We start from the raw sequence: 23,507 nt of genomic DNA, 5'->3' as shown, positions 1-23,507 counted from the left end.
TCAGGCGCGCGGCCGGCGGCCCACCGCGTAGGTGGCCGTCCCGAACGCCGCCATCAGCAGGAACACGCCCATCACCAGGAACGGGACCCGCCGGTCGGACGCGCCACTGCCACCACCCGCGTCGACGCCGCCCTTGGGAGTGGGAGCGGTCGTCGTGTCGTCCCCGTCGTTCCCGCCGCCGCCGTTGTCCCCATCGCCCCCGTCGTCGCCGCCCCCGTTGTTCCCGCCGTCCTCGCCTCCGTTGTCGCCGCCGTTGTCGCCGCCGCCGTTGTTCCCGCCGTTGTTGCCACCGCCGTTGTCGCCGCCGTCGCCGGGCGTGCTCTCACTCGGGTAGGCGGTCACGCCCCCTCCGCCCGGATTCCCGCTCACCTCTCCGGGGCCGGGACTGACGCTGCCGTTGCCGCCACCCGGCGGATAGCTCGGAGCGCTCGTCCCCGGCGTGGTCGGCTGACCGGTGTCGTCGCCGTTGTTGTCGCAGGTGGCGAGCACGATGAACAGCAGAATCAGCGCCAGGAGCAACCCGACGCCCAGGGCGATGGCCCGATCGCGGCGTCCTCGGCGCGCCGGTGCCGCATGACTGGAGGACACGAGGTGCCTTTCGTCGAGAAACGGCACATCCCGGGTGGGACGGTGGGCGCCACGTTAGTGACCCCGCGCCCGAACCGCGACCCCCTGTCCGTGATCGGTCACTTTCCGAGCAGATGCATCAGGAGGAGGACGAGGGCCACGTGCGTCAGCACCCCGGATCCGCCCAGGGCGATCGCCAGGGTGCTGTTCCGGCGGTCGTCGGGGAGCGCTCGTAGGCCGAGGGCGATCGCGTAGATCGAGCAGAGCAGCAACGGGTTGATCAGGAGGCTGACGGCGCCGACGACGACGGCCCGGTTGCGGGGTGCCGGATCGGTGGCGGGGGAGGGGCGCGGCGGCTGGGGCGTGGCCGGTGTGGTGTAGCCGAGCTGGGCGGACACCGCGTCGACGGGCTGCATGGAGTATCCGGCGAACGCCTGCTGCTGCGCCCGGCCGGACGGCGCCGTGATCGAGGGAGCGGCGGCCGGCTCCGCCGGCGTCGGCACGAACGCCCCGGGCGCCTCGACGTGCGAGCCGGGCAGCGGCGTTCCGGTGGGCGCGGCGGGGAAGGGTGCCGCGGGGAAGGGTGCTGCGGGAAAGGGCCCGGCGGGAAAGGGCCCGGCAGGGAAGGGCACGGACGGGAAGGGTGCGGCCGGCGGCGTGGCGGGTGCGCCCGGCTGGATGTGTGAGGTCCACTCCCGGCCGTCCCACCAGCGCAGGGCGGGCAGACCGTGCGGGTCCGCGTACCAGCCGGCGGGCGCTCCCGAAGCGGTCATGAGTGGGTTCCTCCCCGAGCGGAAGAGCGGACGAGCGGCAGAGCGGCAGAGCGGAGAACCGAAAACCGGGCCGAATCCCCGATCGGCCCCCGCGCCCCGGGCCTGAGAAAAAAGCTGCCGCCCCGGACGGCGGGACGGCAGCTTCGTGCGGCGGAGGATCAGGACTGCGTGATCTTCAGGTTGTCCACCGCGCCCTCGACCAGCGAGGCGGTGCCGGCGTCGGCGGCCTCGACCTGGATCCGGACGGTCTGCCCGGCGTACGAGGACAGGTTGGCGGAGGCCGACGCCCACGCCGCGGCCCGGTTGCTCGCCGCGCCGGTGAGGGTCGCCAGCGTCGTGGTGGTCGAGCCGGACACGAGCCGGACCCGCAGATAGTCCGCGCTCGTCGCGTTGTTCAGGTGGGCGAGGTACCACGACCAGGACAGCGTCAGCGTCCCGGACGACGGCAGCGTGACCGACGGGCCGAGCAGCGACGTGACGCCGCCGTCCACGTCGTTGGCGCCGGCGCTGGAACCGGCGGACGCGCCGGTGATCAGGGCGTTGCTGCCCGAGGCGGCGGCGTCGAGCTGGGTGGCCACGCCGGAGCTGCTGGTGGCCGCCGGGTTGCCGCGTTCGAAGAGCCCGGACGTGGCGGTGTCGGCCGTGCCACGGGTCCACGAGGTGGCCGTCTCCAGGTCGTCGGCCCAGACGGTGGTGCCGCCACCACCGCCGGTCGCGCCGGCGAGGGTCCAGACCGCGTACGCGATCGCGTCCGAGTTCCGGTCCAGCGCCGTGTCGTTGATGTTGGAGGTCGTGTCGCAGGAGGCGTGGTAGCAGGGGTCGAACCGGGTCGCGGTGCCGCCCCAGAGCGAGACCTGCGCCGACGTCTTGGTGCCTTCGGCGCCGGTGAAGATGCCACCCGCCGGGATGCCGTTGGCGATGAACGGCCCGTAGTCGCTGCGCCCGTCGAAGTCGGTGCCGCGGGTCGGGACGCCGATCGAGGTGAAGTAGGCCGCCAGGGTCTGTTCGATCTGCGCCGAACCGGCGGGACCGGGCCCGGCGCCGGTGCCGTCCGAGTTGTCCCCGTCGTACAAGAAATAGCCTGGATTGGGAGAACCGATCATGTCGAAGTTCAGGTATCCCTTGATCGCCGACCTCTGCGCCGACGACAGCGAGTTGACGTAGGCGGTGGACCCGCGCAGGCCCAGCTCCTCCGCGCCCCACCAGGCGAACCGCAGGTGCCGGTCGGGCTGGAAGCCGGTGCGCGCCACCTGGAGCGCCACCTCGAGGATGCCCGCCGAGCCGGAACCGTTGTCGTTGATGCCCGGTCCCGCCGTGACGCTGTCCAGGTGCCCGCCGATCATCAGCGTGTTGGACGTGTTCCCGCCCGGCCAGTCGGCGATCAGGTTGTAGCCGGTCGCGCCGTTGTAGGTGAACGACTGCTGGGTCGTCGTGAACCCGGCCGCGTCCAGCAGGTTCTTCACGTAGGTGACCGAGGCGAGGTACCCGGGGCGGCCGTGTGCCCGGTTGCCGCCGTTCGCGGTCGCGATGCTCTGCAGCTGGGCGAGGTGGGCCTTGACGTTGGTGACCGAGATGTCCGGAGCGGCGGCGGCCATCGCCGGTGACGCGACGGCGGTCAGACCGCCGGCGAGCAGCAGCGAGACGCCGAGAACGGGGAGCGAGCGCACGGGATCCTCCGCGACTTGAGCCATCAAAACATGCAGAAGCATCGCAGGAGGAGCAGCTCGGCCCCTCATATCAATAGATGCATATCGTGGTAACCAAATTGAGGCCTATAAACAACATGCCGTTATGCATAGAGTGCGTTTGATCGCCCCGGAGCCACGGCGACCACTGTGGCTCGCAATTCGGAAGGCATGGGATGCGAAGAATCCTTGCGGCCACCCTCGCCGCATCCGTCGGGCTCCTGATCGGAGCCGGCGTGATCCCGGCCTCGGCTTCCGCTCACCGGGAGCCGGGTTACACCCCACCCCCGATCGACTGGGGGAAGTGCGCCAGCGCGGGTCTCAACGCCCGCGGCGCGGAGTGCGGGTTCCTCGTCGTTCCCCTGGACTATGCCAAGCCCAAGGGTACGAAGATCAAGCTCGCGGTCTCCCGGATCAAGCACACGTCGAGCGCGGCGCAGTACCAGGGCGTCATGCTCACCAACCCGGGCGGCCCCGGCGGCTCCGGGCTCACCCTGTCGGTCCTCGGCGAGTACGTGCCGGACAACGCCGGCAGCTACTTCGACTGGATCGGCTTCGACCCGCGCGGCGTGGGCTCCAGCGTTCCGGCGCTGACCTGCGACGTGAACTACGCGGGGTACAACCGGCCGTTCTACGTGCCGGTCACCAAGCAGCTCGAGAAGACCTGGCTGGCCAAGGCCAAGGGCTACTCGAAGGCGTGTGACAAAGCGGGCGGCGAGCTGCTCGACCACGTCAAGACCACCGACACCGTCGCCGACATGGAGAGCCTGCGGAAGGCCCTCGGCCAGAAGCAGATCAACTACTACGGCTTCTCCTACGGCACCTACCTCGGCCAGGTCTACGCCACGCTGCACCCGGACAAGGTGCGCAAGTTCGTCTGGGACGGCGTGGTCAACCCGGACCGGGTCTGGTACGACGCGAACCTCGACCAGGACATCCAGTTCGACAAGAACATGGACGTCTACTTCGCCTGGGTCGCCAAGTACGACTCGATCTACCACCTCGGTAAGACCGCGAAGGTCGTGAAGCAGAAGTACTACTCGACCCTCTACTCGCTGATCAAGAAGCCGGCCGCCGGCAAGATCGGCCCGGACGAGTGGAACGACATCTTCGTCTCGGCCGGCTACTACGTCTTCGGCTGGGAACAGACGACCGAGGCGTTCGCCGCGTGGGTCAACGACAAGGACCCGTCGCTGCTGCTCGAGCAGTACCCCGAGCCGGGCGCCGCGGGCTCCGACAACGGGTACGCCATGTACCTGGCCGTCCAGTGCTCCGACGTCAAGTGGCCGACGAACTGGTCCAAGTGGCAGCGGGACAACTGGAGGATCCACGCCAAGTACCCGTTCATGGCGTGGAACAACGCCTGGTACAACGCGCCGTGCATCACCTGGGGCGCCAAGCCGGGCACGCCTGTCGAGATCAAGGGCAAGAAGGCTCCGGAGATCCTGCTGATCGCCGAGACGAACGATGCGGCCACGCCGTACTCGGGCGCTCTCCGGGTCCGCCAGTTGTTCCCGAAGTCGGTCCTGGTCGAGGGTGTCGGCGGCACCACGCACTCCGGTTCGCTGAACGGGGTCGCGTGCACCGACGACATCATCGCGGACTACCTGGCCACCGGTGAGCTGCCGGACCGGGTCCGCGGCAACCGCTCCGACGCCCAGTGCGACCCGGTGCCGCAGCCGGTTCCGTCGGCCGGTAGCGCGTCGACGTTCTCCAAGAAGGCGGAAGCGGGTCTTCCCGCCGACGTCCGCGCGGAGATCGGCGTCCGCTGAGGATCTTCTCCCGATCTTGTGAAGCTCTGCACCGGCGGTCCGGCGCGACTTCACAAGATCGGGAGGAGGGGCGGGCTGAGAAGGGGGCGGGCTATCTGGCGGCCGCCTTCTTGGCTAGCTGGATCTGCTCGTACACATGGGTGCGGAGCTCGACGAACCGCGGGTCGGCCCGGGTGTGCAGCTGATCCCGCTCGGCCGGCAGATCGATTTTGAGTTCGTCCTGCACGACCGTCGGCGAGGACGACAGCATCACCACCCGGCGACCGAGATAGACCGCCTCGTCGATGTCGTGCGTCACGAACAGCACCGTCACCCCGAGCCGCTGCCACAGCTCGCGGACCAGGTCCTCCAGGTCGGCCCGGGTCTGCGCGTCGACGGCCGCGAACGGCTCGTCCATGAGAAGCGTCTCCGGCTCGTAGGCGACAGCCCGCGCGATGGCGACCCGCTGCTGCATGCCGCCGGAGAGCTGCCACGGGTACGCCGACTCGGTGCCGGTGAGCCCAACCGCGTCGAGCGCCTCCTCGACGAGCTCGCGGCGGCGCGCCTTGGCCACCTTCTTCTGCTTCAGCGGCAGCTCGACGTTGTCCCGCACGCTCATCCACGGGAACAGGCTCCGCCCGTACTCCTGAAAGACCACCGCCATGCCCGGCGGCGGCCCGGCGACCGCCTTCCCGTTGACCTTGACGTCCCCGCTGGTCGGGTCGAGCAGGCCGGAGATGCAGCGCAGCAGCGTCGTCTTCCCGCAGCCGGACGGTCCGACCAGGCAGACCAGATCGCCGTTCTCCACGGTGAACGTGAGATCGCGGAGCGCCTCCACCTCCCGGTTCCCGGACCGGTAGACCTTCTTCAGGCCCTTCACCTCAAGCATCGCGGCCCTCCTAGCCGGCCCGGCGCTGCGCCGCGCGCAGCCCCTCGTACCACCGCAGCGCCCGCTTCTCGGCGAGCCGGAACACCAGCGACAGCGCGAAGCCGAGCAGGCCGAGCAGGATGATCCCGCTCCACATCTCGGGGATCGCGAAGCTGCGCTGGAACTGCACGATGGTGAAGCCGAGGCCGTTGCTGGCCGCGAACATCTCGCTGATCACCATCAGGATGATCGCGATGGAGAGCGCCTGGCGCAGCCCCGCCGCGATCTGCGGTCCCGCCGACGGCAGGATCACCTTGGTGATCCGGGCCGGCCCGGTCACCCCGTACGAACGTGCCGTCTCCAGCACCACGCTGTCGACCGCGCGGACGCCCTCGACGGTGTTCAGCAGGATCGGCCAGACGCAGCCGAAGACGATCACGATGACCTTCATGGTGTCGCCGATCCCGGCGAACAGCATGATCACCGGCACCAGCACCGGCGGCGGGATGGCCCGGAAGAATTCGAGGACGGGCTCGACGGCGTACCTCAGGCGGCGGTTGAGGCCGATCGCGAGCCCGATCCCGATGCCGAGGACGGCGGCCAGGGCGTAGCCGGCGAAGAGTCGCAGCAGGCTGGGCAGGACGTCGGCCTTCAGCGTGTCGAGGGTCCAGGTGTTCGCGAAGGCGGTGAGGATGTCGGAGAGCGGAGGGGCATAGAAGCTCTCGCTGCCGGCGCTGAGAACCCACCAAGCGGCAAAAAGGACAAGAGGCAAGGCGAGGGCGTACGCGACACGCTTCATGCCGGCACCTCCGCGCGCACCGACTGGTGCCAGGCGAGCAGGCGGCGCTCTCCTGTGCGGGCCAGCAGGTTGATCAGGACGCCGAGCAGGCCGGTCACCACGATCAGGGCGTACATCGTCGGCACCGCCTCGGAGGCCTGGGCCACCGCGATGTCCTTGCCGAGACCGGGCGAGCCGATCACGAGCTCCGCGGTGATCGCCAGGATCAGCGCGACCGAGGCGGCGAGCCGCACGCCGGTGAAGACGTAGGGCAGCGCGGTCGGCCACAGCACGTGCCGGACCCGGGCGGCCGCCGAGAACCGGTAGCTGCGGGCCGTCTCGTACGCGACCGGGTCGACGTCGGCGACGCCGTACAGGACCTGGACGAGCACCTGCCAGAACGCCGCGTAGCAGACCAGCAGCAGGGTCGAGCCGATCTCGGTGCCGTAGAGCAGCACGGCCAGCGGGATGAGCGCGACCGACGGGATCGGCCGCAGGAACTCCACCGTGGACGCGGTCAGCTCGCGCAGCAGCGGCACCGAGCCGATCAGGAAGCCGGCCAGCACGCCCGCGGCGACCGCGATGAGCAGTCCCCAGCCCCACGCGACCAGGGTGTCCTTCAGGGAGATCCAGAACTGCTCGGTGCCGGCCTCGTCGGCGAGCGCCGAGAAGATCGCGCTGGTCGGTGGCAGGTACCGCTCGTTCACCACACCGAGCGTCGGCAGCAGTTGCACGATGAGGAGCAACCCGGCCAGGCCGGCCACGCCCAGGAAGGCGGGGTGGCCGAGCCAGGCCGGGTTGCCGCGACGAGCCGATGTCACGGGAGCAGCTTCTCCAGGTCCGGCGTGCCGGAGAAGATGCCGTCCTGCTCGCCGAGCTTGGCGAGGGTCTCGACCGACGCGGTGTTGATCTCGACGGGCCACTTCGGCAGGACCAGCGCGGCGCGGTTCTTCTCGTCGATCTTGGTGTAGTCGGCGAGGATGGTGCGGACCGCGTCCGGGTTCGCGTCGGCGTACGCGAGCGACTCGTTGATCGCCTCGGTGAACCGCTTGACCAGGTCCGGGTTCTTGCCGATCAGCTCGGTCGAGGAGAAGTAGGCGGCCACCGACAGGTTCGGCGCGGCGTCCACGAACGTCGAGGCCACCTCGCGGCCGCCGGCCGCCTTGATCGCGGTGAGCGTCGGCTCGACCACCCACGCGGCGTCGACCTGGCCGCCGTCGAGCGCGGCCGGCATGTTCGGGAACGGCATCTCGACGAACTCGATCTTCGACGGGTCGCCGCCGGCCTTGCGGACCGACTCGCGGGTGACGGTGTCACCGATGTTCTTGAGCGTGTTCACCGAGATCTTCTTGCCGGCCAGGTCGGCGGCGTTCTTGACCGGGCTGTCCGCCTTGACCACCACGGCGCCGAAGTCCTTGCCCTGCTCGCCGGTGGAGGCGACACCCGCGGCGACGGCCTTGATCGGCACGTTCTTGGTCTGGGCGATCATCAGCGACGTCCAGTTGCTGAAGCCGAACTGGAACTGGCCGCTCACCACGCCGGGGACGATGGCGGCGCCGCCCGCGGCGGCCTCCATGGTCAGCTCGATGTTGCGCTTCGAGAAGAAGCCCTGCTTCTGACCGAGGTAGATGGGCGCGACGTCGATGATCGGGATGACGCCGACCTTCACCTTGTCCACGCCGCCGCTGCCGCCGCCGTCCGAGTCCGAGTCGCTGGAGGTGCCGCACGCCGCGAGGGAACCGGCAAGGGCTGCCGCCACCATCCCCGCGAGGAGTCGCCGCCGCATATTTACTCCTTAGAAGTCTGTGCGCATCACGAACATGAGTTCTCATCAAGAACGCTATGATGTGCCCCGTGTCACGTCAACGATTGGTGTCGATCATCTGATGCCGCGGGAACCGTACTACGTCCAGTCGCTGGAGCGGGGGCTCGCGGTGATCCGTGCATTCGACGCACAACATCGCGAACTGACCCTCAGCGACGTCGCCCGGGCATGCGGACTCACCCGAGCGGCGGCGCGGCGATTCTTGCTCACCCTCACCGACCTGGGGTATGTGCGGACCGACGGCCGGCTGTTCTCGCTGGCCCCGAGGGTTCTCGAGCTGGGGTACGCGTACCTCTCCAGCCTCTCCCTGCCGGAGGTGGCCGAACCGCACCTGGAGCGGCTCGTCGCCCGGGTCCACGAGTCGTCGTCGTTGTCCGTGCTGGACGGGGACGATGTGGTCTATGTCGCACGTGTCCCAACAAGCAGGATCATGCGGGTCGCCATCAACGTCGGCACCCGCTTCCCGGCCTACGCCACCTCGATGGGACGGGTGCTGCTGGCGGCGCTCCCCGAGGCCGACCTCGACGCGTACCTGAACCGCGCCAAGCTGGAACCCCTCACCGACCGCACCATCACCTCCCCGGGCGCGCTGCGCGAGGAGATCGCCCGGGTCCGGAGCCAGGGCCACTCCATCGTCGACCAGGAGCTGGAGGAGGGCCTGCGGGCCCTGGCCGCCCCCATCCGCGACCGCAACGGCCAGGCGGCCGGAGCCGTCAACGTCTCCATCCACGCGGCCCGGGCCACCGTCGACGACATCCGCGAGCGGCTGCTGCCACCCCTGCTGGAGACGGCGGCCGCCATCGAGTCCGACCTGAAGGTCGCCACCCCGCGATAGGTGTCAGGCGGCGTGCAGGTGGGCGGTGCCGGTCAGCTTCTTGGCGGCGTACATGGCCTCGTCGGCCCGGCGCAGGAGGGTGGCCGGGTCGTCGCCGGCGAGGCCGCCGGCTATGCCGATGCTGGCCCGGACCTGGAGGCGGCGGCCGCCCGCGACGACCGGCTCGTGCAGGGCCTCGGTGAGGCGGGCGGCCATCCGGTCCGCCTCGGCGCGGTCGGCGCCGTCGAGGACCAGGACGAACTCGTCGCCGCCCAGCCGGGCCGCGGTGTCGCCGGGCCGTACGCAGGATCGCAGCGCGGCGGCGACGGTGACCAGCAGCAGGTCGCCGGCCTCGTGACCGAGTGTGTCGTTGACCTGCTTGAACCCGTCCAGGTCGATGAGCGCCACCTGCACCGGGTGGCCGTCGCCGGTGGCCAGGGCGGCGTCGAGGCGCCGGTGGAACAGCGCCCGGTTGCCGAGCCCGGTCAGGCCGTCGTGGCTGGCCGCGTGGTCGAGCCGGGCGAGCAGCCGGTCGTTGTCCCGCAGCGCGGTGATCTGGCGGATCGCCACGAGCGCGGTGAGCTGCACCGCGCAGAGCGCCACGGCCAACAGGTCGTCGCCGTGCTGCCAGACCTCCCAGAGCAGCAGCCCGTCGACGGCCGCGACCGCGGCGTACGGCAGGACGCTGTACGCCCGGCGCCGCTTCGCCCGGCCCTTCGCCGCGGCCGGCGTCCACTGCGACCTCGCCGCGTACGCGCCGACACAGAAGATCATCGGCAGGCTGATCTGGGCCACGTAGAGCCGGCCGTCGACCCCGGCGATCACCGGCTGGAGCATCGGGAGCAGCGCGCCGGAGAGCACGCAGAAGGCGAGCAGCCGCAGGCCGCGCCCGTCGATCGCGGCGTAGTCGGCGAGCACCGCCTTGGCCAGGGCGAAGACGGCCAGGATCGCGAGCACCGCGAGGACCAGGGAGGCGGCCACGCCGGGGGTCACGCCGGCGTGCACGGCCTGCCGCGTACCGAAGTGCCAGATGAAGACGGCGGCCGCGAGCGCCACGGCGCCGGCGTCGAGGGCGGTGCGGGTGGCGGCGCCGGGCCGGCTCCGGCCCATCGGCAGCCGGATCAGCGCGTAGCTGAGGCAGAGCAGCGCGCCGCCGTCGAGCAGCAGCATGACCGGTCCGGTGTACGAGGTACGGACCGCCGGGTTGGTGAGCACGTCCGCGGCCTGCGCGGTCTGGCCGGCGCTGACCAGCAGCGGGACCGGCGTGAGATGCCGCCAGAACCGCCGGGTCGGGGCCGGCAGCGCGGGCTGGCGCGAGGTCCGCCAGAAGACCGCCGAGACCAGCGGGCCGTAGAGCGGCATGGTGGCCCAGAGCAGCGCCGGCGGACCCACCGGGGTGATCAGGTTGACCGCGAACCAGGCCGCGGCCACGGCGAAGAGGCCGAGACAGATGCGTGTCATGACGCATCGAGCTTCGGCAGCGGTCCGGGCGACTTGAGCTCAAGAAACGAGATCTTCGGCCGAAATGACAGACCGTGACGGGTTGGCGCGGCTGGGTGGTCTGCGGACTGGGCGCGAGCCTGGTCTACGCCCTGCTGCCGCCGGGCCCGATCACCCTCGTCCTGGGCCTGCTCATTTCGATGGCCTCGATCGTCGTGACGGTGGCGAGCGCCCGGCGGCACCGGCCGGTCACCGCGGTCTCCTGGTACGTCTTCGCGGCCGGCGTGAGCTCCTGGGTCCTCGGCGATCTCGTCTACGCGTTCCACCCGCCGTTCCCGTCCTGGGCGGACGTCTTCTACCTGGGCGCGTACCCGCTGCTCACGGTGGCACTGTTCCGGCTCACGCGACAGCGCGGGCCGGTCTGGTCCGGCACCCTGATCGACTCGGCGATCATCGCGGTCGGCGTCGGCATCGTGTACTGGACGTTCCTGATCGAGCCGATCGTCACCGACCCGTCCACGCCGCCGCTCACCCGGGCCGTGATCGCCGGGTACCCGACCGCCGGGGTGCTGCTCTGCGCGGTGATCATCCCGATCCTGCTGCGCCGCGGACCCCGGACCGCCAGCCTCTGGATGCTCACGGCGGCGAGCGGGCTGACGCTGGTCGGCAACGTGCTCTACACGCTGGTGCCGGCCGGCCCGACCCGGATCCTCTACACCGCCTACCTGGTCGCGTACGTCCTCTTCGCGGCCGCGGCGGCGCACCCGTCGATGGCCCTGCCGGTCGCCGGCGCCGGCGACGCCCTGGGCCGCAGCCGGCTCGGCGTGCTCACCGCCTCGACGATGCTGGTCCCGGCGGTCCTGCTGATCCGGGGCGACTGGCATCGCTGGGGTGTCGTGGCGGTCGGGTCGATGGTGCTGTTCGTCCTGATCACGGCCCGGATGGCCGGGTACGTCCGCCGGGTCGACAGCCAGGCGCGGCGGCTGCGCGACCTGGCCATGCACGACGACCTCACCGGCCTGCCGAACCGCCGCGAGCTGGAGCAGCGGGTGACCGGCGCGCTCGCGGCCGGGCGCTGCCACGTGATCGTCATCGACCTGGCCGGCTTCCGGCACGTCAACGACCGGCTCGGCCGCGCGGCCGGCGACGCCGCCCTGGTCGCGGTCGGCGACCTGCTGCGCTCATGCTGCACCGCGAACAGCGACGCGGCTGCCCGGATGGGTGCCGACGAGTTCGCGGTGCTGGTGCGCGGGGACGGCGAGGCGGCCGCGAACCGCATCCTCGAGCTGCTGCGCCACCCCGTCCAGGCCGGCGAGCACGAGCTGCTGCTCACCCCGCGGCTCGGCATCGCGGCGGGGGAGACCGGGATGACCGCCGCCGAGCTGGTACGCCGGGCCGACACCGCCCGGTATGCGGCCAAGTCCGGCGGGATGCCGCTGGTCTCGTACACGGAAGAGCTGGACCGGACCGCTGAGGCCGCCGAGAGACTCGGCGCCGACCTGCGGCACAGCCTCGACGACGGCGACTTCCGGGTGGTCTACCAGCCGATCGTCTCGCTGGACAGCGGGCGGATCACGGCGGTCGAGGCCCTGGTGCGCTGGGACCACCCGGTGCGCGGCCCGGTGAGCCCGGCGACGTTCATCCCGGTGGCCGAGGACAACGGCCTCATCGTCGAGCTCGGCGAGTGGATCATGCGGACCGCGTGCGGCCGGTTCGCCGAGTGGCGGCGCGAGTTCGGCGCGGCGGCCCCGCAGTACATCAGCGTGAACGTCTCGGCCCGCCAGCTCAGCGAGCCCGGCTTCCCGGACGTGGTGGCCGGCATCCTGATGGACACCGGCGTCCACCCGGGCGCGCTGCTCGTCGAGGTGACCGAGACGGCGATCTTCGGCGGCGGCGTCGCCATCGAGGCGGTCGAGACCCTGCACGCCGCCGGCATCCCGATCGCCCTCGACGACTTCGGCACCGGCCACTCGTCGCTCGGCCTGCTCCGCACCGTCCCGGTCGACGTCCTCAAGGTCGACAAGTCGTTCGTCGACGAGATCACCGAGCCGGGCCGCCAGGCCGTCATCGTCGACGCGCTCATCCACGTGAGCAACGGCCTCGGCCTGCGCGCCGTCGCCGAGGGGGTCGAGACCGAGGAGCAGGCCGCCTACCTGCGCGAGCTGGGCTACCAGTTCGCGCAGGGCTGGCACTTCGGCCGCCCGGTCGACCGGCCCGACTTCTCGGTGCCGGCCCGCATCGGTCAGTAGGGGGCGACCACGAAGCCGGCGCCGCTGCTGATGATGGACGGGTTGGCGGACGGGCCGGCGCCGGTGGAGCCGTCGGCCACGACCGTGACGATGTAGGCGCCGTCGGGGACCGGGCCGGTGCGCAGGTCGAGGTCGCAGACCAGTTCGGTGTCGCTGATGACCATGCCGAGGTCGCACTCGGCCACCTCGCGGTTGCCGGACGCGTCGTAGGCGCCGTCGACCAGGAAGACGTGTCCGAGGTTGCTCGTCGGGTCGGTGCCGGACGTGTCGAAGGTGATGCCGGTGAAGCCGGCGCCGGTGACCGAGAGGGTGGCGACCGTGTTCGAGGCGGCGGTGTTCGGGGAGACCGTGATCGCGTTGCTGTAGGTGAACGGGATGGCGTCGCCGGTGCTGCCGTCGCCGTTCGGGTCCTCGCTGCTCACCGTGCCGCCGGGCGCCACCACGGTGAGGTACTGGCCGCCGCCCGGCGCCCGCGTCCCGGTCGTGCCCGTGAAGCTCGTGCCGTTCGCCGAGACCTTGATGTTGCTGAGCGGGGCGCCGCCGATCGTCGCGGTGATCTGGCTGGTGACCGGGGTGAAGCCGGAGCCGGTCACGCTGATCGTCTGGCCGCCGGCGGACGGGCTGCTGTCCGGGCTGATCTTGGTGATGACGGGTTTGACGGCGATCGTGTACGACGCCGAGGCGATCAGCGTGCTCGACGTGGTGGACTCGCTGTCGTAGACGCAGACCACCCACCGGGACTGCGTCTGGGTGCCGGCCAGCACCAGGCCGTTCGGGTTCACGGTGTTGTCCGGGTACCCGGCGGTCGGCACCTGGAAGGCGATCTTCCACGAGGTGATCCGCTTGACCTGGCCGGGGTCGACGGTCAGCACGCCCGCCGTCGTGGTCGTGCCGCTCGCGGTGATCTGCGCCCGGGCCTTGGCCTTCTCGCTGCAGGCCGTGCTGCTGGTCGTGGTGGGCGCGAACTGGAACTGCACGACCGGGGTGATGCCGGCGAACGGCGTGACCGAGGTGCTCTGCGGGACCGAGCCGACGATCGTGCCGCCGGCGCCGCTTGCCCCGAAACTCCTGCTCAGCGTGAGCGCCACGGCGGCCGAGGCGGGCGCGGGAAGACCGGCGAGGAGCAGGGCGGTCGCGGCGATCGAGGCGAGAACGGCACGGACAGCAGTCATGGCGGCAGCGTAACGCCGGAAAAGCCGCGAATCAGGAAGAATGCGCGAGGGCGTCGATCAGCCAGGCCGCGAGATGCCGTACGCGGGCCCTGGCGATCTCACCGGCTCTCCAAATACGGTCATCGATATCTTCCTCTCGGGAGGAGTCGTCGATGACTCGTCGCATCATCCCCGCTCTTGCCATGATCTCCCTGGTCGCCGCGTGTTCGTCACCGGACTCGGACTCCGGCGGCGGCGAGGGGTATCCCGATCGGAACATCACCATCGTGGTGCCGTTCAGCGCCGGCGGCCCGACCGACACCGTGACCCGCATGATCTCCGAGCCGATGGCGAAGGCCCTCGGCGGCGAGATCGTCGTGCAGAACGTCGAGGGCGCCGGCGGCACGGTCGCTGCCGGCGAGGTCGCGCGGGCCGAGCCGGACGGCTACACCGTGCTCATGCACCACATCGGCATGTCCACGGCGCCCGCCCTCTACAAGAACCTCGGGTACGAGCCGCTCCAGGACTTCGCCACGGTCGGGCTGGTCACCGAGGTGCCGATGACGGTCGTGGCCCGGCCCGACCTCCCGCCCGCCACGCTCGCCGAACTCACCGCGTACGTGAAGGCGAACGCCGGCACGGTCACCCTCGCCAACGCCGGGATCGGGGCCGCGTCCCACCTGTGCGGGCTGCTCTACCAGGCCGCCGCCGGCGTCAAGGTCCAGGAGGTGCCCTACCAGGGGACCGGGCCGGCGCTGACCGACCTGGTCGGCGGGCAGGTCGACGTCATGTGCGACCAGACCACGAACACCACCGGGCAGATCACGGCGGGCAAGGTCAAGGCGTACGCGGTGACCACGCCGTCCCGGGTCGCGTCCCTGCCCGAGGTGCCCACCACGGCGGAGGCCGGGATGCCGGGACTGGAGGTCAGCGTCTGGCACGGGTTGTACGTGCCGGCCGGGACGGCCGCTGACGTCGTACAGAAGCTCTCCGATGCTCTGAAGACCGCACTGGCGGACCAGGCCGTCATCGATCAGATGGCGAAACTCGGCACGGCGCCGGTCTCCTCCTCGGATGCCACTCCGGAGGCGCACAAGGCCCACCTCGAAGAGCAGATCAACACCTGGGCGAAGGTCATCGCCGACGCCGGTGTCCCGGCCTCATGATCAGGCCTCGTAGATGAGCCGGAGTCCGGATCTGATCGCCGGCGGGATCTTCACGGTGATCGGCGGCGGGTTCGTGGCGGGGGCCCTCGGTCATGATCGGGGGACCCTGCTGCGGATGGGACCGGGCTACTTCCCCCTGGTGGTGGGCGTGATCGTGGCGGGTCTCGGTATCGCCATCATGGTCTTCTCGTCGTCCGGCCCGGCGTTCGGGACGGTGCCGTGGCGGGCCATGATCCTGATAGTCACCGCCATCTGTTTCTTCGGCTATTCCGTACGGATCATCGGATTCGTTCCGGCGTCGTTCGTGGCGGCCCTGCTCACCGCCCTCGCCGCGGCGCGCTTCCGGACGGCGCTCGCCGTGGCGGCCGGCCTGACCGCCGCCGCCACCCTGATCTTCGTGGTCGGGCTGCAGCTGCGCCTCCCGCTGTGGTGGTTCTGAGATGGAGAACCTGATTCTCGGCTTCTCCACCGCGCTGCTGGTGCAGAACGTCGTCTGGTGCTTCGCCGGCGTGCTGCTCGGCACGGCGGTCGGCGTGCTGCCCGGCATCGGACCGACCGCCACGGTGGCGATGCTGCTGCCGATCACGTTCGGGTTCGAGCCGGTCACCGCGCTGATCATGCTGGCCGGGATCTACTACGGCGCCCAGTACGGCGGCTCCACCACGGCCATCCTGATCAACCTGCCGGGGGAGTCGTCGGCGGCCGTCACGGCGCTCGACGGCCACGAGATGGCGCGCCGGGGCCGGGCCGGTCCGGCGCTCGCCGCGGCCGCGATCGGCTCGTTCGTGGCCGGCACGGTGGCGACCGTGATCCTCGCCGTCGCCGCGCCGCCGCTCGCCGCCGTGGCACTCCGGTTCGGCCCGGCCGACTACTTCGCGCTCGTGCTCTTCGGCCTGATCATCTCGATCGCGCTGGCCCGGGGCTCGACCCTCAAGGCCCTCGCCATGATCTTCCTGGGCATCCTGCTCGGCACGGTCGGCCAGGACATCTACACGGGTACGCCGCGGTTCGTGCTCGACCGGCGCGAGCTGTACGGGGGCATCGACTTCGTGTCGGTGGCGGTCGGCCTGTTCGGCGTGGCGGAGATCCTGCGGAACCTGTCGTCCTCCTCGCCGGGGCCGCCCGCCCTGGCCGGCCGGGTGGCTCACCTGTGGCCGACAGCCGCCGACCGCCGCCGCATCGTCGCGCCGATCCTGCGCGGCACCGGGCTCGGCTCGGCCCTCGGCGTCCTCCCCGGCGGCGGTCACGTGCTGGCGTCCTTCACCTCGTACGCCGTGGAGAAGCGGGTGTCCCGCCGGCCCGCCGAGTTCGGCCACGGCGCGATCGAGGGCGTGGCCGGCCCGGAGTCCGCCAACAACGCGGCCGCGCAGACCTCGTTCATCCCGCTGCTCACCCTGGGCCTGCCCGCCCACCCGGTGATGGCCCTCATGGTCGGCGCGTTCATCGTGCACGGCATCACCCCGGGCCCGAACGTCATCGACGACGAGCCGGCGCTGTTCTGGGGCCTGATCGCCTCGATGTGGATCGGCAACCTGATGCTGGTCCTGCTCAACCTGCCCCTGATCGGCATCTGGGTGCGGCTGCTGCGCGTCCCGTACCAGGTCCTCTTCCCGATGATCGTGCTCTTCGCGGTGATCGGGACCTACTCGCTGGCGTTCAACGCCTTCGACGTCTACGCGATCGCGGTTTTCGGCGTCCTCGGTTACGTCCTCATCACCTGCGGCTGCGAGCCGGCGCCGCTGCTGCTCGGCTTCGTCCTGGGGCCGCTGCTGGAGGAGAACCTCCGGCGGGCCCTGATCATCTCCCGTGGCGACCCGATGGTCTTCCTGACCCGCCCGATCTCCGCGACGCTGCTGTTCCTCGCTGCGGCGGCGCTGGTCGTCACGGTGCTGCCGGCGGTCCGCCGGCGCCGGGACGAGGTCTTCACCGAGGAGTGACCGTCCGTCAGGTCTCCGTCATCGGCAGGGACCCGATGCTCCGGCAGGTGGTCAGCAGCTCCGGGAGCCGGGTGTCCGCCGGGTCGGCGGCGTCGCCTTCGAGGCGCGCGAAGTACCGCTCCAGGAAGCCGGCGACGAGTTCCCCGGGAAGCCGATCGCCGGGCTCCTCGGTCTCGATCACGAGCAGCAGCAGGCCGGGCAGCCGTCCCGCGCCCGGCGCCAGCTCCGGCATCAGATAGGGGATCGGCAGCCGCCGCGCCCCGAACCCGGCATAGAGCCGCAGCCGCGCGCCGCCGTCGCCGTAGTCGCCTTCTCCGGCGTCGTCGAAGATCGCTGGATCCTCGGCCTCGGCGAGGACGACACGTGGCTCGAGCGCCGCCCGCCACCGCGGCCCGGCCACGGCGACGAGCTCCCTGCCGATCCCCCGGCCGCGCAGGTCGGGCCGGACGGCGAAGTAGCAGAGCAGCGCCGCCCGGATGTCGGGGAACCACTCCAGGAAGAGCGCGCCCACCGGCTCCCCGTCCGCCGCCAGGGCGACGGCGCCGCGCAGGTCGTCCGCGGCGAGAACCCGGCGCAGCCGCTCGAAGGGCTCCCGCTGTTCGGGCGCGAAACTCGGCCCGATCACCGTGTCGTAGAGCCGGCGCAGCACGCCGGCGTCCGCCTCGCCCTCGAGGAACCGGACCGATACCTCCGTCACCCGCGCAAGTCTACTGTGGAGGACGCGTGCAGCGTGAGGCCGAACCCGTGAGGGCTTCCGGCGTACGTCGTGATCGCAGCCTCCGTGACGCGCACCTCCTCCGCCCACGCGGCAGTGTCGAACGCGGCCCGATAATGGGAGGCGCACGCGGTGAGGTGGTCGAGGAACGCGGCGCCGAGCCGTCGTGCGTAGTGGTCCAGGGCTGTGTCAGCCGGCAGCCCGTCCCGGATGCCGGTGATCACGGCGGCGGCCAGGACCGCGGTACGCAGGGCGTGCCCCGCCCCGGAACCACTGACCGGATCCAGCCGGATCACCCCACCACCGATCCGGAGCCGTCCCCGCTGTGCCCGGTGCTCGGCCAGCCAGGGCGCCGCCGGGACGACGGTGACCCGTTCCGGCGGGCCGGCGAACAGGCTGCCCAGACCGGAGGCGTCCAGCTCAGCCGCGAGGAACCCGTCGGGGTCCGGCGGCGGTGTCGGCGTCATCGCCTGGATCATCGCCCGCCCGTCGCCGAGCGGCGTGAGATAGAGCCAGCTGTCCACGGTGGTCGCCATCCGGCAGGCGGTGGCCGGCACTCCGGGGGCCAGCGGCGCGTATCCGACCATCGCACACCGCCGCCCGACCGCCACGCCGCCCGCGCCCTCCTCCCCGCCCGTGGCTTCCGTGCCGCCCGCGCCGTGCACGGCCATGGTGTGGACCTCCCAGTCGCTCGGAGCCGGGTCCGCCAGCCGGTCGACCCCGGTGAGCCGCCGGTCGAGGATGGCGAGCAGGCGCGGGGCGTCCACGACGATCGCCGGCGCGGGCAGGTCCTGCTCGGCGGCGCCCGGTCCCCAGCGGATCCGGCGGGTGGTGAGCGCGTGGCTGCCGGCGAGGACGTCGTCGCCCCAGACGTGGGTGAGCACGGTGACCGTCGGCTCGTTGAGGACCAGGTGCCGGGGCCCGCCGGCGGACGGCCCGCCGGTCAGCGTCGTCCGGCAGCCCGCGCGGGCCAGCAGCGCCGCGCAGGTGAGCCCGGCCAGCCCGGCGCCGTGGACGGTGACCCGCGTTGCGGCCGCGTGCGTGCTCGCCGAACCCGTTGCGGCCTCGGGTGTGCTCATCGAACCGGGTTCAGCCGAGGTCGTGCTCATCGGTGAGGCGGAGCATCTGATCGACCAGGGCTTCGTGGTCCGCGGCCTGGCGCAGGACCAGCGCGCGCTCCCCGGGGCCACCCACGGCCGCGAAAGCGTCCCGCGCCGACCGCAGCGACGCGGCGAGGTCGGCGACCATGCCTGCCGGGGCGGGCGGCCCGGGCTGGGTCACCGACGCCGGGAGGGCGAACCGCGGCAGGATCCCGCGGGCCGCCAGCACGTGGTTCGTCTCGTGCAGGTTGAACATGGCCCGCCGGGACTGCTCGATCAGCAGGCCGCCGGCGGCATCGCCGAGGGCGAACGTCAGCCGCAGCGCGGTGAGCAGCGCCGTGTAGTTCTGGTCGGCCAGCTCCTGCAGTTGCACGGCGAGCTCGTCGGCCGGCTTCTCCACGAACTCCCGCAGGTAGTCGGCCGGGTCGAGGCCGGCGAGGTGGCCCTGGACGGCGGTGAAGCGGTGGAAGTGGTCGTCCCCCTCGTCGATGATGAGTTTCAGCAGGTGGACGATCCGCTCGCGGTCCGGGAAGAGGTCGGGCCGCCGATCCACGGTGGTGTGCAGACGTACGTACATGCCGTCCACCCCGGTGCCGATCACCTGGCTGGGCCGTTCCACCTCGATGAACCAGGCGAGCTGTTCGGGTGTGAGCGGCTCCAGCGCGAACGGCCGGTCGAGGCTGCGGCCGATCCGTTCGGCGCGCCCGAGGGAGGGCGGTGCGCCGAGCAGGGTCAGCGCCTCGTTGGCCCACCGCAGGTGACGCATCTCGTCCACGGCGATCGAGAAGACCTCGGTGGCCGCGGCGTGGATGCGGCGGGTGCGGTCGTCCGGCGACTCCGGCAGCCGCATCGGCGCGTCCAGCGAGAGGTGCGCGAACAGGTACTCCACGGCGAGCGCGTGCTCGACCGTCGCGAGATAGGTCAGTTCCTCGATCACCTCGTCGCGGGTCATCTCGGGTACGTCGACCGGCGGCGGGGCGGCCACCGCGTCGCTCTCCCGGTCGTTGACGACGACCGGCAGGACGTTCCAGTCGAGGATCAGCTCGGGGTAGTCCAGCTCCTGCTCCCGGCGCCCGGCCATGGTCGGTTGATCGGCCGGCGGCGGGACGCTGGTCCGGTCGCGGCGCTGGAAGTTCAGGTTCGGGAAGCGGCCGTCGGAGCTGGTGACGATGTCCGGTTTGCTGGCGGCCCAGTAGAAGCAGCCGCAGTCCCGGAAGTCGAACTGCCAGGGCGCGCAGAGGCTGCGGGTGAGCTCGCCCGGCGGGTACGCGTCCGGATCGATGACGCCGTCCGGGTCGAGGTACCGCGCCCGGTCCGCGACCAGCACCGCGGCCTCGACCCGCCCGGCCTGGTCGCGCTGCACGAGGCTGCGGTTCTGGAGCCGGAACCCGTTGAGGTTGCCGCCGACCGGATCGCTGCCCGGCGACGAGAACCCGGGTCCGGGGCCGAGGAGCAGCGCGATGCGCCCGGGCATCAGGTCGTGCACCCGCCGCCACACCTCCAGCCCGTTCAACCCGGTGCAGGAGAAGGTCGGCGCGGCGGCCTCGGACTGGCCGGCCTCGGTGCGGCCGCCGACCGCCCACACGGCGAGGGGCAGGTCGGCGGCGGTCAGGCCCCGCTCGGCCGGCAGCCCGGTGGCGGCGACGCCGGTGATCAGGGCGCCGTCGTTGCGGTGGAACTCGACGACGAGGCCGGGGAAGAACTGCTTGTCCAGGTTGCGCTGGTCGAACTCGAGGCCGGGGTAGCAGTTGTCCACCCCGCTCTCCGGCCGCGTCGACGCGGGGTTGCCGCGGACCTGATGGTCCGCCCGGGCCGTCAGATTCCGCGGATAGATCTTGTCGGCGCCGGTCATACCAGGCCCCCTGTGTCGAGCGGGTGGTCGATCGTGAAGTAGTCCGGCCGGGTGTCGAGGAGCTCGGCGTAGGCGCGGAGGGTGAAGGCGAGCCAGCCGCGGATGTAGTCGCATGCCACCCGGCCGCGCCGGCTCACCTCGTGATGGCAGCCGCCGCCGCACAGGTAGCGGGCCCAGCAGGAACGGCAGGGTTCCATCCGGTCCACGTGCGAGGCCGCGAGGTGCCGGGCACGGGCCGTGCGGTCGGTTCCGGCGGTGACGTCGCCCATGGCGTACGCATGATCGTCTATCAATCGGTGACAGGCGTAGAGGTCGCCTTCCGCGTTCGCGCTGAGATACCCGGCACCGGCGCCGCACGGATACGGCCGGTGGGTGCCGCGATGGATCTGGTGCACGGCGGTCTCGAAGTTGCCGAACGGGTACCGCCGCCCGGCGCCGATCTCGCGCAGTGCCACCTCGCCGCACGCCACCATGCGCTCCAGCAGCGGCGCCATGTCGGCGGGCCCGAGCGCCAGCGCGGGGTCGGGGGAGACGAGCACCGCGCTGAAGCCCACCTCGTCGAAGCCGAGGCCGATGCCGTGCTCGAGGATCGGCAGCAGCGGTCCGCTGCGCGACGTCACCGTGACCCGGGCGCTCAGGTGCCGCGGGCGCCCGTGCCTTCGCAGCACGTCCAGGCCGGTGCGGAGCCTCTGGTAGGAGCTGGAGCCGTCGCGCATCCGGCGTACCGAATCCTGGTGTTCTGCCGGGCCGTCGAGGCTCACCGACACGGTGAACGGGAACTCGGCGAAGAGGCGGGCGTCCTCCGGGGTGACAGTGGTGAGGTTGGTGGTGACGGCGAACCGGACGGTGTGGCCGGCGGCGCGGGCGGCCCGGTCGGCGTACCGCGTGACCCGGTGGACCAGCCGGCGCGCCAGCAGCGGCTCGCCGCCCATGAAGCCGACCACGAGGTCGGCGCCCGGAGCCGACTCGGCGATGAGGCGGTCCACCGTGGCGAAGGCGACCTCCTCCGGCATGGCCCGCGCCCGCCCGCCGAACCGGCCCTCGTCGGCGTAGCAGTAGCCGCACGACATGTTGCAGCTCTGCATGACGTTCAGCGAGATCGAGGCCAGCGGCGGCGGGTCGAGCGGGCGTCCGTCGATCCGCGGCGGGCCGCCGGTCATCAGCGGGGCGATCTCCTCCGGCATCGCCCCGGCGCCGTCGAGCCAGGTCCGTACCCGTTCGGCGGTCTCGTCGGGCAGGTCGTAGACGCGGCTGCCGTCGGCGACGAACAGGTGCGCGCCGCCGGCGCTGCGGAAGAGGCGGGCGTGGCTTGCGTCGGTGACGGGCTCGTCGGGCGGGCGGCGGCCGATCTGCAGCAGGACTGTCACGTGCCCTCCTCGATCCGGCTGCGCAGCTGCCGCGCCCACTGCTGGAGCAGATCGAACTGGCGGCGGGTGAGGTGCATCGGGTAGCGGTCCGAGCCGCGCATCATGGCCGGCATCCGCCGGTCGTAGTAGCGGTCGTCGGTCGCCGGCGCGCGGACCACCCGGTCGATCAGATCGGGCTGCTCGCGCAGCAGGTCCTCCATCACCTCGAGCGCGAGGAACCGGCGGTGCCGCTGCCGCCCGGCCTCGGTCAGCGGCAGGGTGCGGGACAGGATCGAGCCGGGAAGGTCGAACGTGGCGCCCTCCGCGTCGGCCTCGGGCAGTGATCGGGCGCGCGCGATCGCCGCGTTCTCGGCGCGGGCCCGGTCGTTCTGCGCGTCGACGTTGACGTTCTCCATGGTCTCCAGGACACGTTCGAGGAGATCCTGCACCTCCCGGGTGGTGGTCTCCTCGTCGGCCACATAGGAGGGATCGTGGACGTCCTCCCGCCGCACCCGGTCGGTCAGCCCGTCGGCGATCGAGGTGAACGGCCGGCGGTCCGGCGCGAAGTCGGGCGGGCCGACCACGATCCGGGCCACGGCCGTGCCGACGCCGGGGAGCGTGCACCGGATCAGGCCGTCGCAGACGTCGTCGACGAGTCCGAGGCTCTCCTGGTCGGCGCCACCGGCGAACAGCCCGCCGGGGTTGGTCCGGGGATCGCCGGTCAGCCGGAAGCCGCACCAGGTCGCCTGCGGATCGAGGATCAGCCGGTCGGCCGGGAGCACGAACGCGGACGACCGCTGCGGCAGGTCGGCGGGGCCGTAGACGTTGCCGGCGGCCGGGGTGAAGCGGATCCGCAGCTCCGGGAATTCGGCTGTCGGCCGGGTCACCTGCACCGCGCCCAGCGGAACGTTCCGGCCGGCCGGAACCAGGGGCCGGCCCGCGCCGGACGGCGAGACGCCGGGCAGCGGATGCACCGCCGTGTCGTCGCCGCGCAGCTCCAGCGTGGCGGCCACCCGGTCGCCGTCGTCCAGGGTGTAGTGGAACGCCTTCAGGTTCGCGACCTCGATCCGCCACCGCAGATCGCCGGGGGAAAGCCCGGATGCGGCGAGGACGTCGGCGGTCAGCGGACCGGACTCGGTCCGGCCGTTCAGCGTCCACCGGCCGTGCAGCTCGAAGAACGGCGCCACCGGGCGCCAGCCCGTCGCGTCCTTGAACGTGACCGTGGCCGGCACGCTGCCGGTCACCGTGCCGTCGGCCGCGACCGCGAGGGTCTCGGCCGGCCGGATCGTGGTCTTGCCGGTGCCCCGCGGGTGCAGGTCGTTCGGCCCCCAGGTGTAGCCGTCGCACGGCGTGCGGGAGGGCCCGACCCGGCCGAAACCGAGCGGAGGCAGGATCTCTATCGACTCGATCACGCGGAACTCCTTCATCGCGTGTGCCGAACGGCGACGGCAATTGACGCTACTCTTCGCTGTCCTTTGTCTACTGTCTGA

At 71.6% G+C, this 23,507-nt stretch carries 20 protein-coding genes; 6 read left to right on the top strand and 14 right to left on the bottom strand.

All coding sequences use genetic code 11. The features are described from left to right. From AB0G10_RS40335 to AB0G10_RS40325, 3 genes are all read right to left on the bottom strand, one after another. Positions 1 to 588: a hypothetical protein gene (locus tag AB0G10_RS40335; RefSeq protein ID WP_360934812.1), complete on the bottom strand. Its 588-nt coding sequence runs from the start codon at positions 586 to 588 to the stop codon at positions 1 to 3. A gap of 98 nt (positions 589 to 686) precedes the next feature. Continuing rightward, positions 687 to 1,340: a DUF2510 domain-containing protein gene (locus tag AB0G10_RS40330; protein ID WP_360934809.1), complete on the bottom strand. Its 654-nt coding sequence runs from the start codon at positions 1,338 to 1,340 to the stop codon at positions 687 to 689. Between the two features lie 158 nt (positions 1,341 to 1,498). Beyond that, positions 1,499 to 3,076 carry a M28 family metallopeptidase gene (locus AB0G10_RS40325; RefSeq protein ID WP_360934806.1) on the bottom strand — a complete coding sequence of 526 codons (1,578 nt, stop codon included), beginning with the start codon at positions 3,074 to 3,076 and terminating at the stop codon, positions 1,499 to 1,501. A 125-nt stretch (positions 3,077 to 3,201) separates the two neighbouring features. Here AB0G10_RS40325 and AB0G10_RS40320 point away from each other — a divergent pair, with 125 nt between their 5' ends. Further along, entirely contained in the window at positions 3,202 to 4,797 is a 1,596-nt protein-coding gene (locus AB0G10_RS40320; protein ID WP_360934803.1) for an alpha/beta hydrolase, read from the top strand. A gap of 91 nt (positions 4,798 to 4,888) precedes the next feature. Here AB0G10_RS40320 and AB0G10_RS40315 read toward each other — a convergent pair whose 3' ends face one another. Genes AB0G10_RS40315 through AB0G10_RS40300 form a run of 4 tightly spaced genes read right to left on the bottom strand, consistent with a single transcriptional unit; the run spans position 4,889 to position 8,208 of the window. Next, positions 4,889 to 5,665 carry an ABC transporter ATP-binding protein gene (locus AB0G10_RS40315; RefSeq protein WP_360934800.1) on the bottom strand — a complete coding sequence of 259 codons (777 nt, stop codon included), beginning with the start codon at positions 5,663 to 5,665 and terminating at the stop codon, positions 4,889 to 4,891. A 10-nt stretch (positions 5,666 to 5,675) separates the two neighbouring features. Next, complete coding sequence (locus tag AB0G10_RS40310) at positions 5,676 to 6,443, bottom strand: ABC transporter permease (RefSeq protein ID WP_360934797.1); 768 nt, start codon at positions 6,441 to 6,443, stop codon at positions 5,676 to 5,678. Beyond that, positions 6,440 to 7,243 carry an ABC transporter permease gene (locus tag AB0G10_RS40305; RefSeq protein ID WP_360934794.1) on the bottom strand — a complete coding sequence of 268 codons (804 nt, stop codon included), beginning with the start codon at positions 7,241 to 7,243 and terminating at the stop codon, positions 6,440 to 6,442. The genes AB0G10_RS40310 and AB0G10_RS40305 overlap by 4 nt, the downstream gene beginning before the upstream one ends. Then, positions 7,240 to 8,208: an ABC transporter substrate-binding protein gene (locus AB0G10_RS40300; protein ID WP_360934791.1), complete on the bottom strand. Its 969-nt coding sequence runs from the start codon at positions 8,206 to 8,208 to the stop codon at positions 7,240 to 7,242. The genes AB0G10_RS40305 and AB0G10_RS40300 overlap by 4 nt, the downstream gene beginning before the upstream one ends. A gap of 100 nt (positions 8,209 to 8,308) precedes the next feature. Between AB0G10_RS40300 and AB0G10_RS40295 the strand changes: the two genes are divergently transcribed. Then, the gene (locus AB0G10_RS40295) at positions 8,309 to 9,082 is read left to right on the top strand and encodes an IclR family transcriptional regulator (RefSeq protein ID WP_360934788.1); all 774 of its coding nucleotides are present in this window, start codon (positions 8,309 to 8,311) and stop codon (positions 9,080 to 9,082) included. Between the two features lie 3 nt (positions 9,083 to 9,085). On the opposite strand, the gene AB0G10_RS40290 is transcribed toward AB0G10_RS40295, so the two are convergent. Next, positions 9,086 to 10,522 carry a GGDEF domain-containing protein gene (locus tag AB0G10_RS40290; RefSeq protein ID WP_360934785.1) on the bottom strand — a complete coding sequence of 479 codons (1,437 nt, stop codon included), beginning with the start codon at positions 10,520 to 10,522 and terminating at the stop codon, positions 9,086 to 9,088. Positions 10,523 to 10,596: 74 nt separating this feature from the next. On the opposite strand from AB0G10_RS40290, the gene AB0G10_RS40285 reads away from it, so the two are divergent. Then, positions 10,597 to 12,750 carry a bifunctional diguanylate cyclase/phosphodiesterase gene (locus tag AB0G10_RS40285; protein ID WP_360934782.1) on the top strand — a complete coding sequence of 718 codons (2,154 nt, stop codon included), beginning with the start codon at positions 10,597 to 10,599 and terminating at the stop codon, positions 12,748 to 12,750. Here AB0G10_RS40285 and AB0G10_RS40280 read toward each other — a convergent pair. Next, positions 12,744 to 13,922, bottom strand: coding sequence for an IPT/TIG domain-containing protein (locus AB0G10_RS40280; protein WP_360934779.1), 1,179 nt, complete (start codon positions 13,920 to 13,922; stop codon positions 12,744 to 12,746). The two genes, AB0G10_RS40285 and AB0G10_RS40280, sit on opposite strands and share 7 nt — an antisense overlap. A 152-nt stretch (positions 13,923 to 14,074) precedes the next feature. Between AB0G10_RS40280 and AB0G10_RS40275 the strand changes: the two genes are divergently transcribed. Genes AB0G10_RS40275 through AB0G10_RS40265 form a run of 3 tightly spaced genes read left to right on the top strand, consistent with a single transcriptional unit; the run spans position 14,075 to position 17,004 of the window. Then, positions 14,075 to 15,067 carry a tripartite tricarboxylate transporter substrate-binding protein gene (locus AB0G10_RS40275; protein ID WP_360934777.1) on the top strand — a complete coding sequence of 331 codons (993 nt, stop codon included), beginning with the start codon at positions 14,075 to 14,077 and terminating at the stop codon, positions 15,065 to 15,067. Between the two features lie 13 nt (positions 15,068 to 15,080). Beyond that, positions 15,081 to 15,506, top strand: a complete 426-nt coding sequence (locus AB0G10_RS40270; protein WP_360934774.1) for a tripartite tricarboxylate transporter TctB family protein — start codon at positions 15,081 to 15,083, stop codon at positions 15,504 to 15,506. Position 15,507: 1 nt separating this feature from the next. Continuing rightward, the gene (locus AB0G10_RS40265; protein ID WP_360934771.1) at positions 15,508 to 17,004 is read left to right on the top strand and encodes a tripartite tricarboxylate transporter permease; all 1,497 of its coding nucleotides are present in this window, start codon (positions 15,508 to 15,510) and stop codon (positions 17,002 to 17,004) included. Between the two features lie 7 nt (positions 17,005 to 17,011). On the opposite strand, the gene AB0G10_RS40260 is transcribed toward AB0G10_RS40265, so the two are convergent. The 5 genes from AB0G10_RS40260 to AB0G10_RS40240 are packed head-to-tail and all read right to left on the bottom strand — an operon-like array spanning position 17,012 to position 23,429. Beyond that, positions 17,012 to 17,701 (bottom strand): GNAT family N-acetyltransferase, encoded by a 690-nt coding sequence (locus AB0G10_RS40260; protein ID WP_360934768.1) that lies wholly within the window; start codon positions 17,699 to 17,701, stop codon positions 17,012 to 17,014. Further along, entirely contained in the window at positions 17,698 to 18,798 is a 1,101-nt protein-coding gene (locus AB0G10_RS40255; RefSeq protein ID WP_360934765.1) for a hypothetical protein, read from the bottom strand. Before AB0G10_RS40255 ends, AB0G10_RS40260 begins: the two co-directional genes overlap by 4 nt. A 10-nt stretch (positions 18,799 to 18,808) precedes the next feature. Beyond that, positions 18,809 to 20,671 carry a ferritin-like domain-containing protein gene (locus AB0G10_RS40250; RefSeq protein ID WP_360934762.1) on the bottom strand — a complete coding sequence of 621 codons (1,863 nt, stop codon included), beginning with the start codon at positions 20,669 to 20,671 and terminating at the stop codon, positions 18,809 to 18,811. Continuing rightward, positions 20,668 to 22,038, bottom strand: a complete 1,371-nt coding sequence (locus AB0G10_RS40245) for a radical SAM protein (protein WP_360934759.1) — start codon at positions 22,036 to 22,038, stop codon at positions 20,668 to 20,670. The genes AB0G10_RS40250 and AB0G10_RS40245 overlap by 4 nt, the downstream gene beginning before the upstream one ends. Then, positions 22,035 to 23,429, bottom strand: a complete 1,395-nt coding sequence (locus tag AB0G10_RS40240) for a hypothetical protein (RefSeq protein WP_360934756.1) — start codon at positions 23,427 to 23,429, stop codon at positions 22,035 to 22,037. The genes AB0G10_RS40245 and AB0G10_RS40240 overlap by 4 nt, the downstream gene beginning before the upstream one ends. Positions 23,430 to 23,507 lie beyond the last annotated feature (78 nt).

The organism is Actinoplanes sp. NPDC023714 (assembly GCF_040639855.1).
Taxonomy (GTDB): domain Bacteria; phylum Actinomycetota; class Actinomycetes; order Mycobacteriales; family Micromonosporaceae; genus Actinoplanes.
Note: the sequence above shows the minus strand (reverse complement) of the source record. Positions and strands in the feature narration are given on the sequence as shown.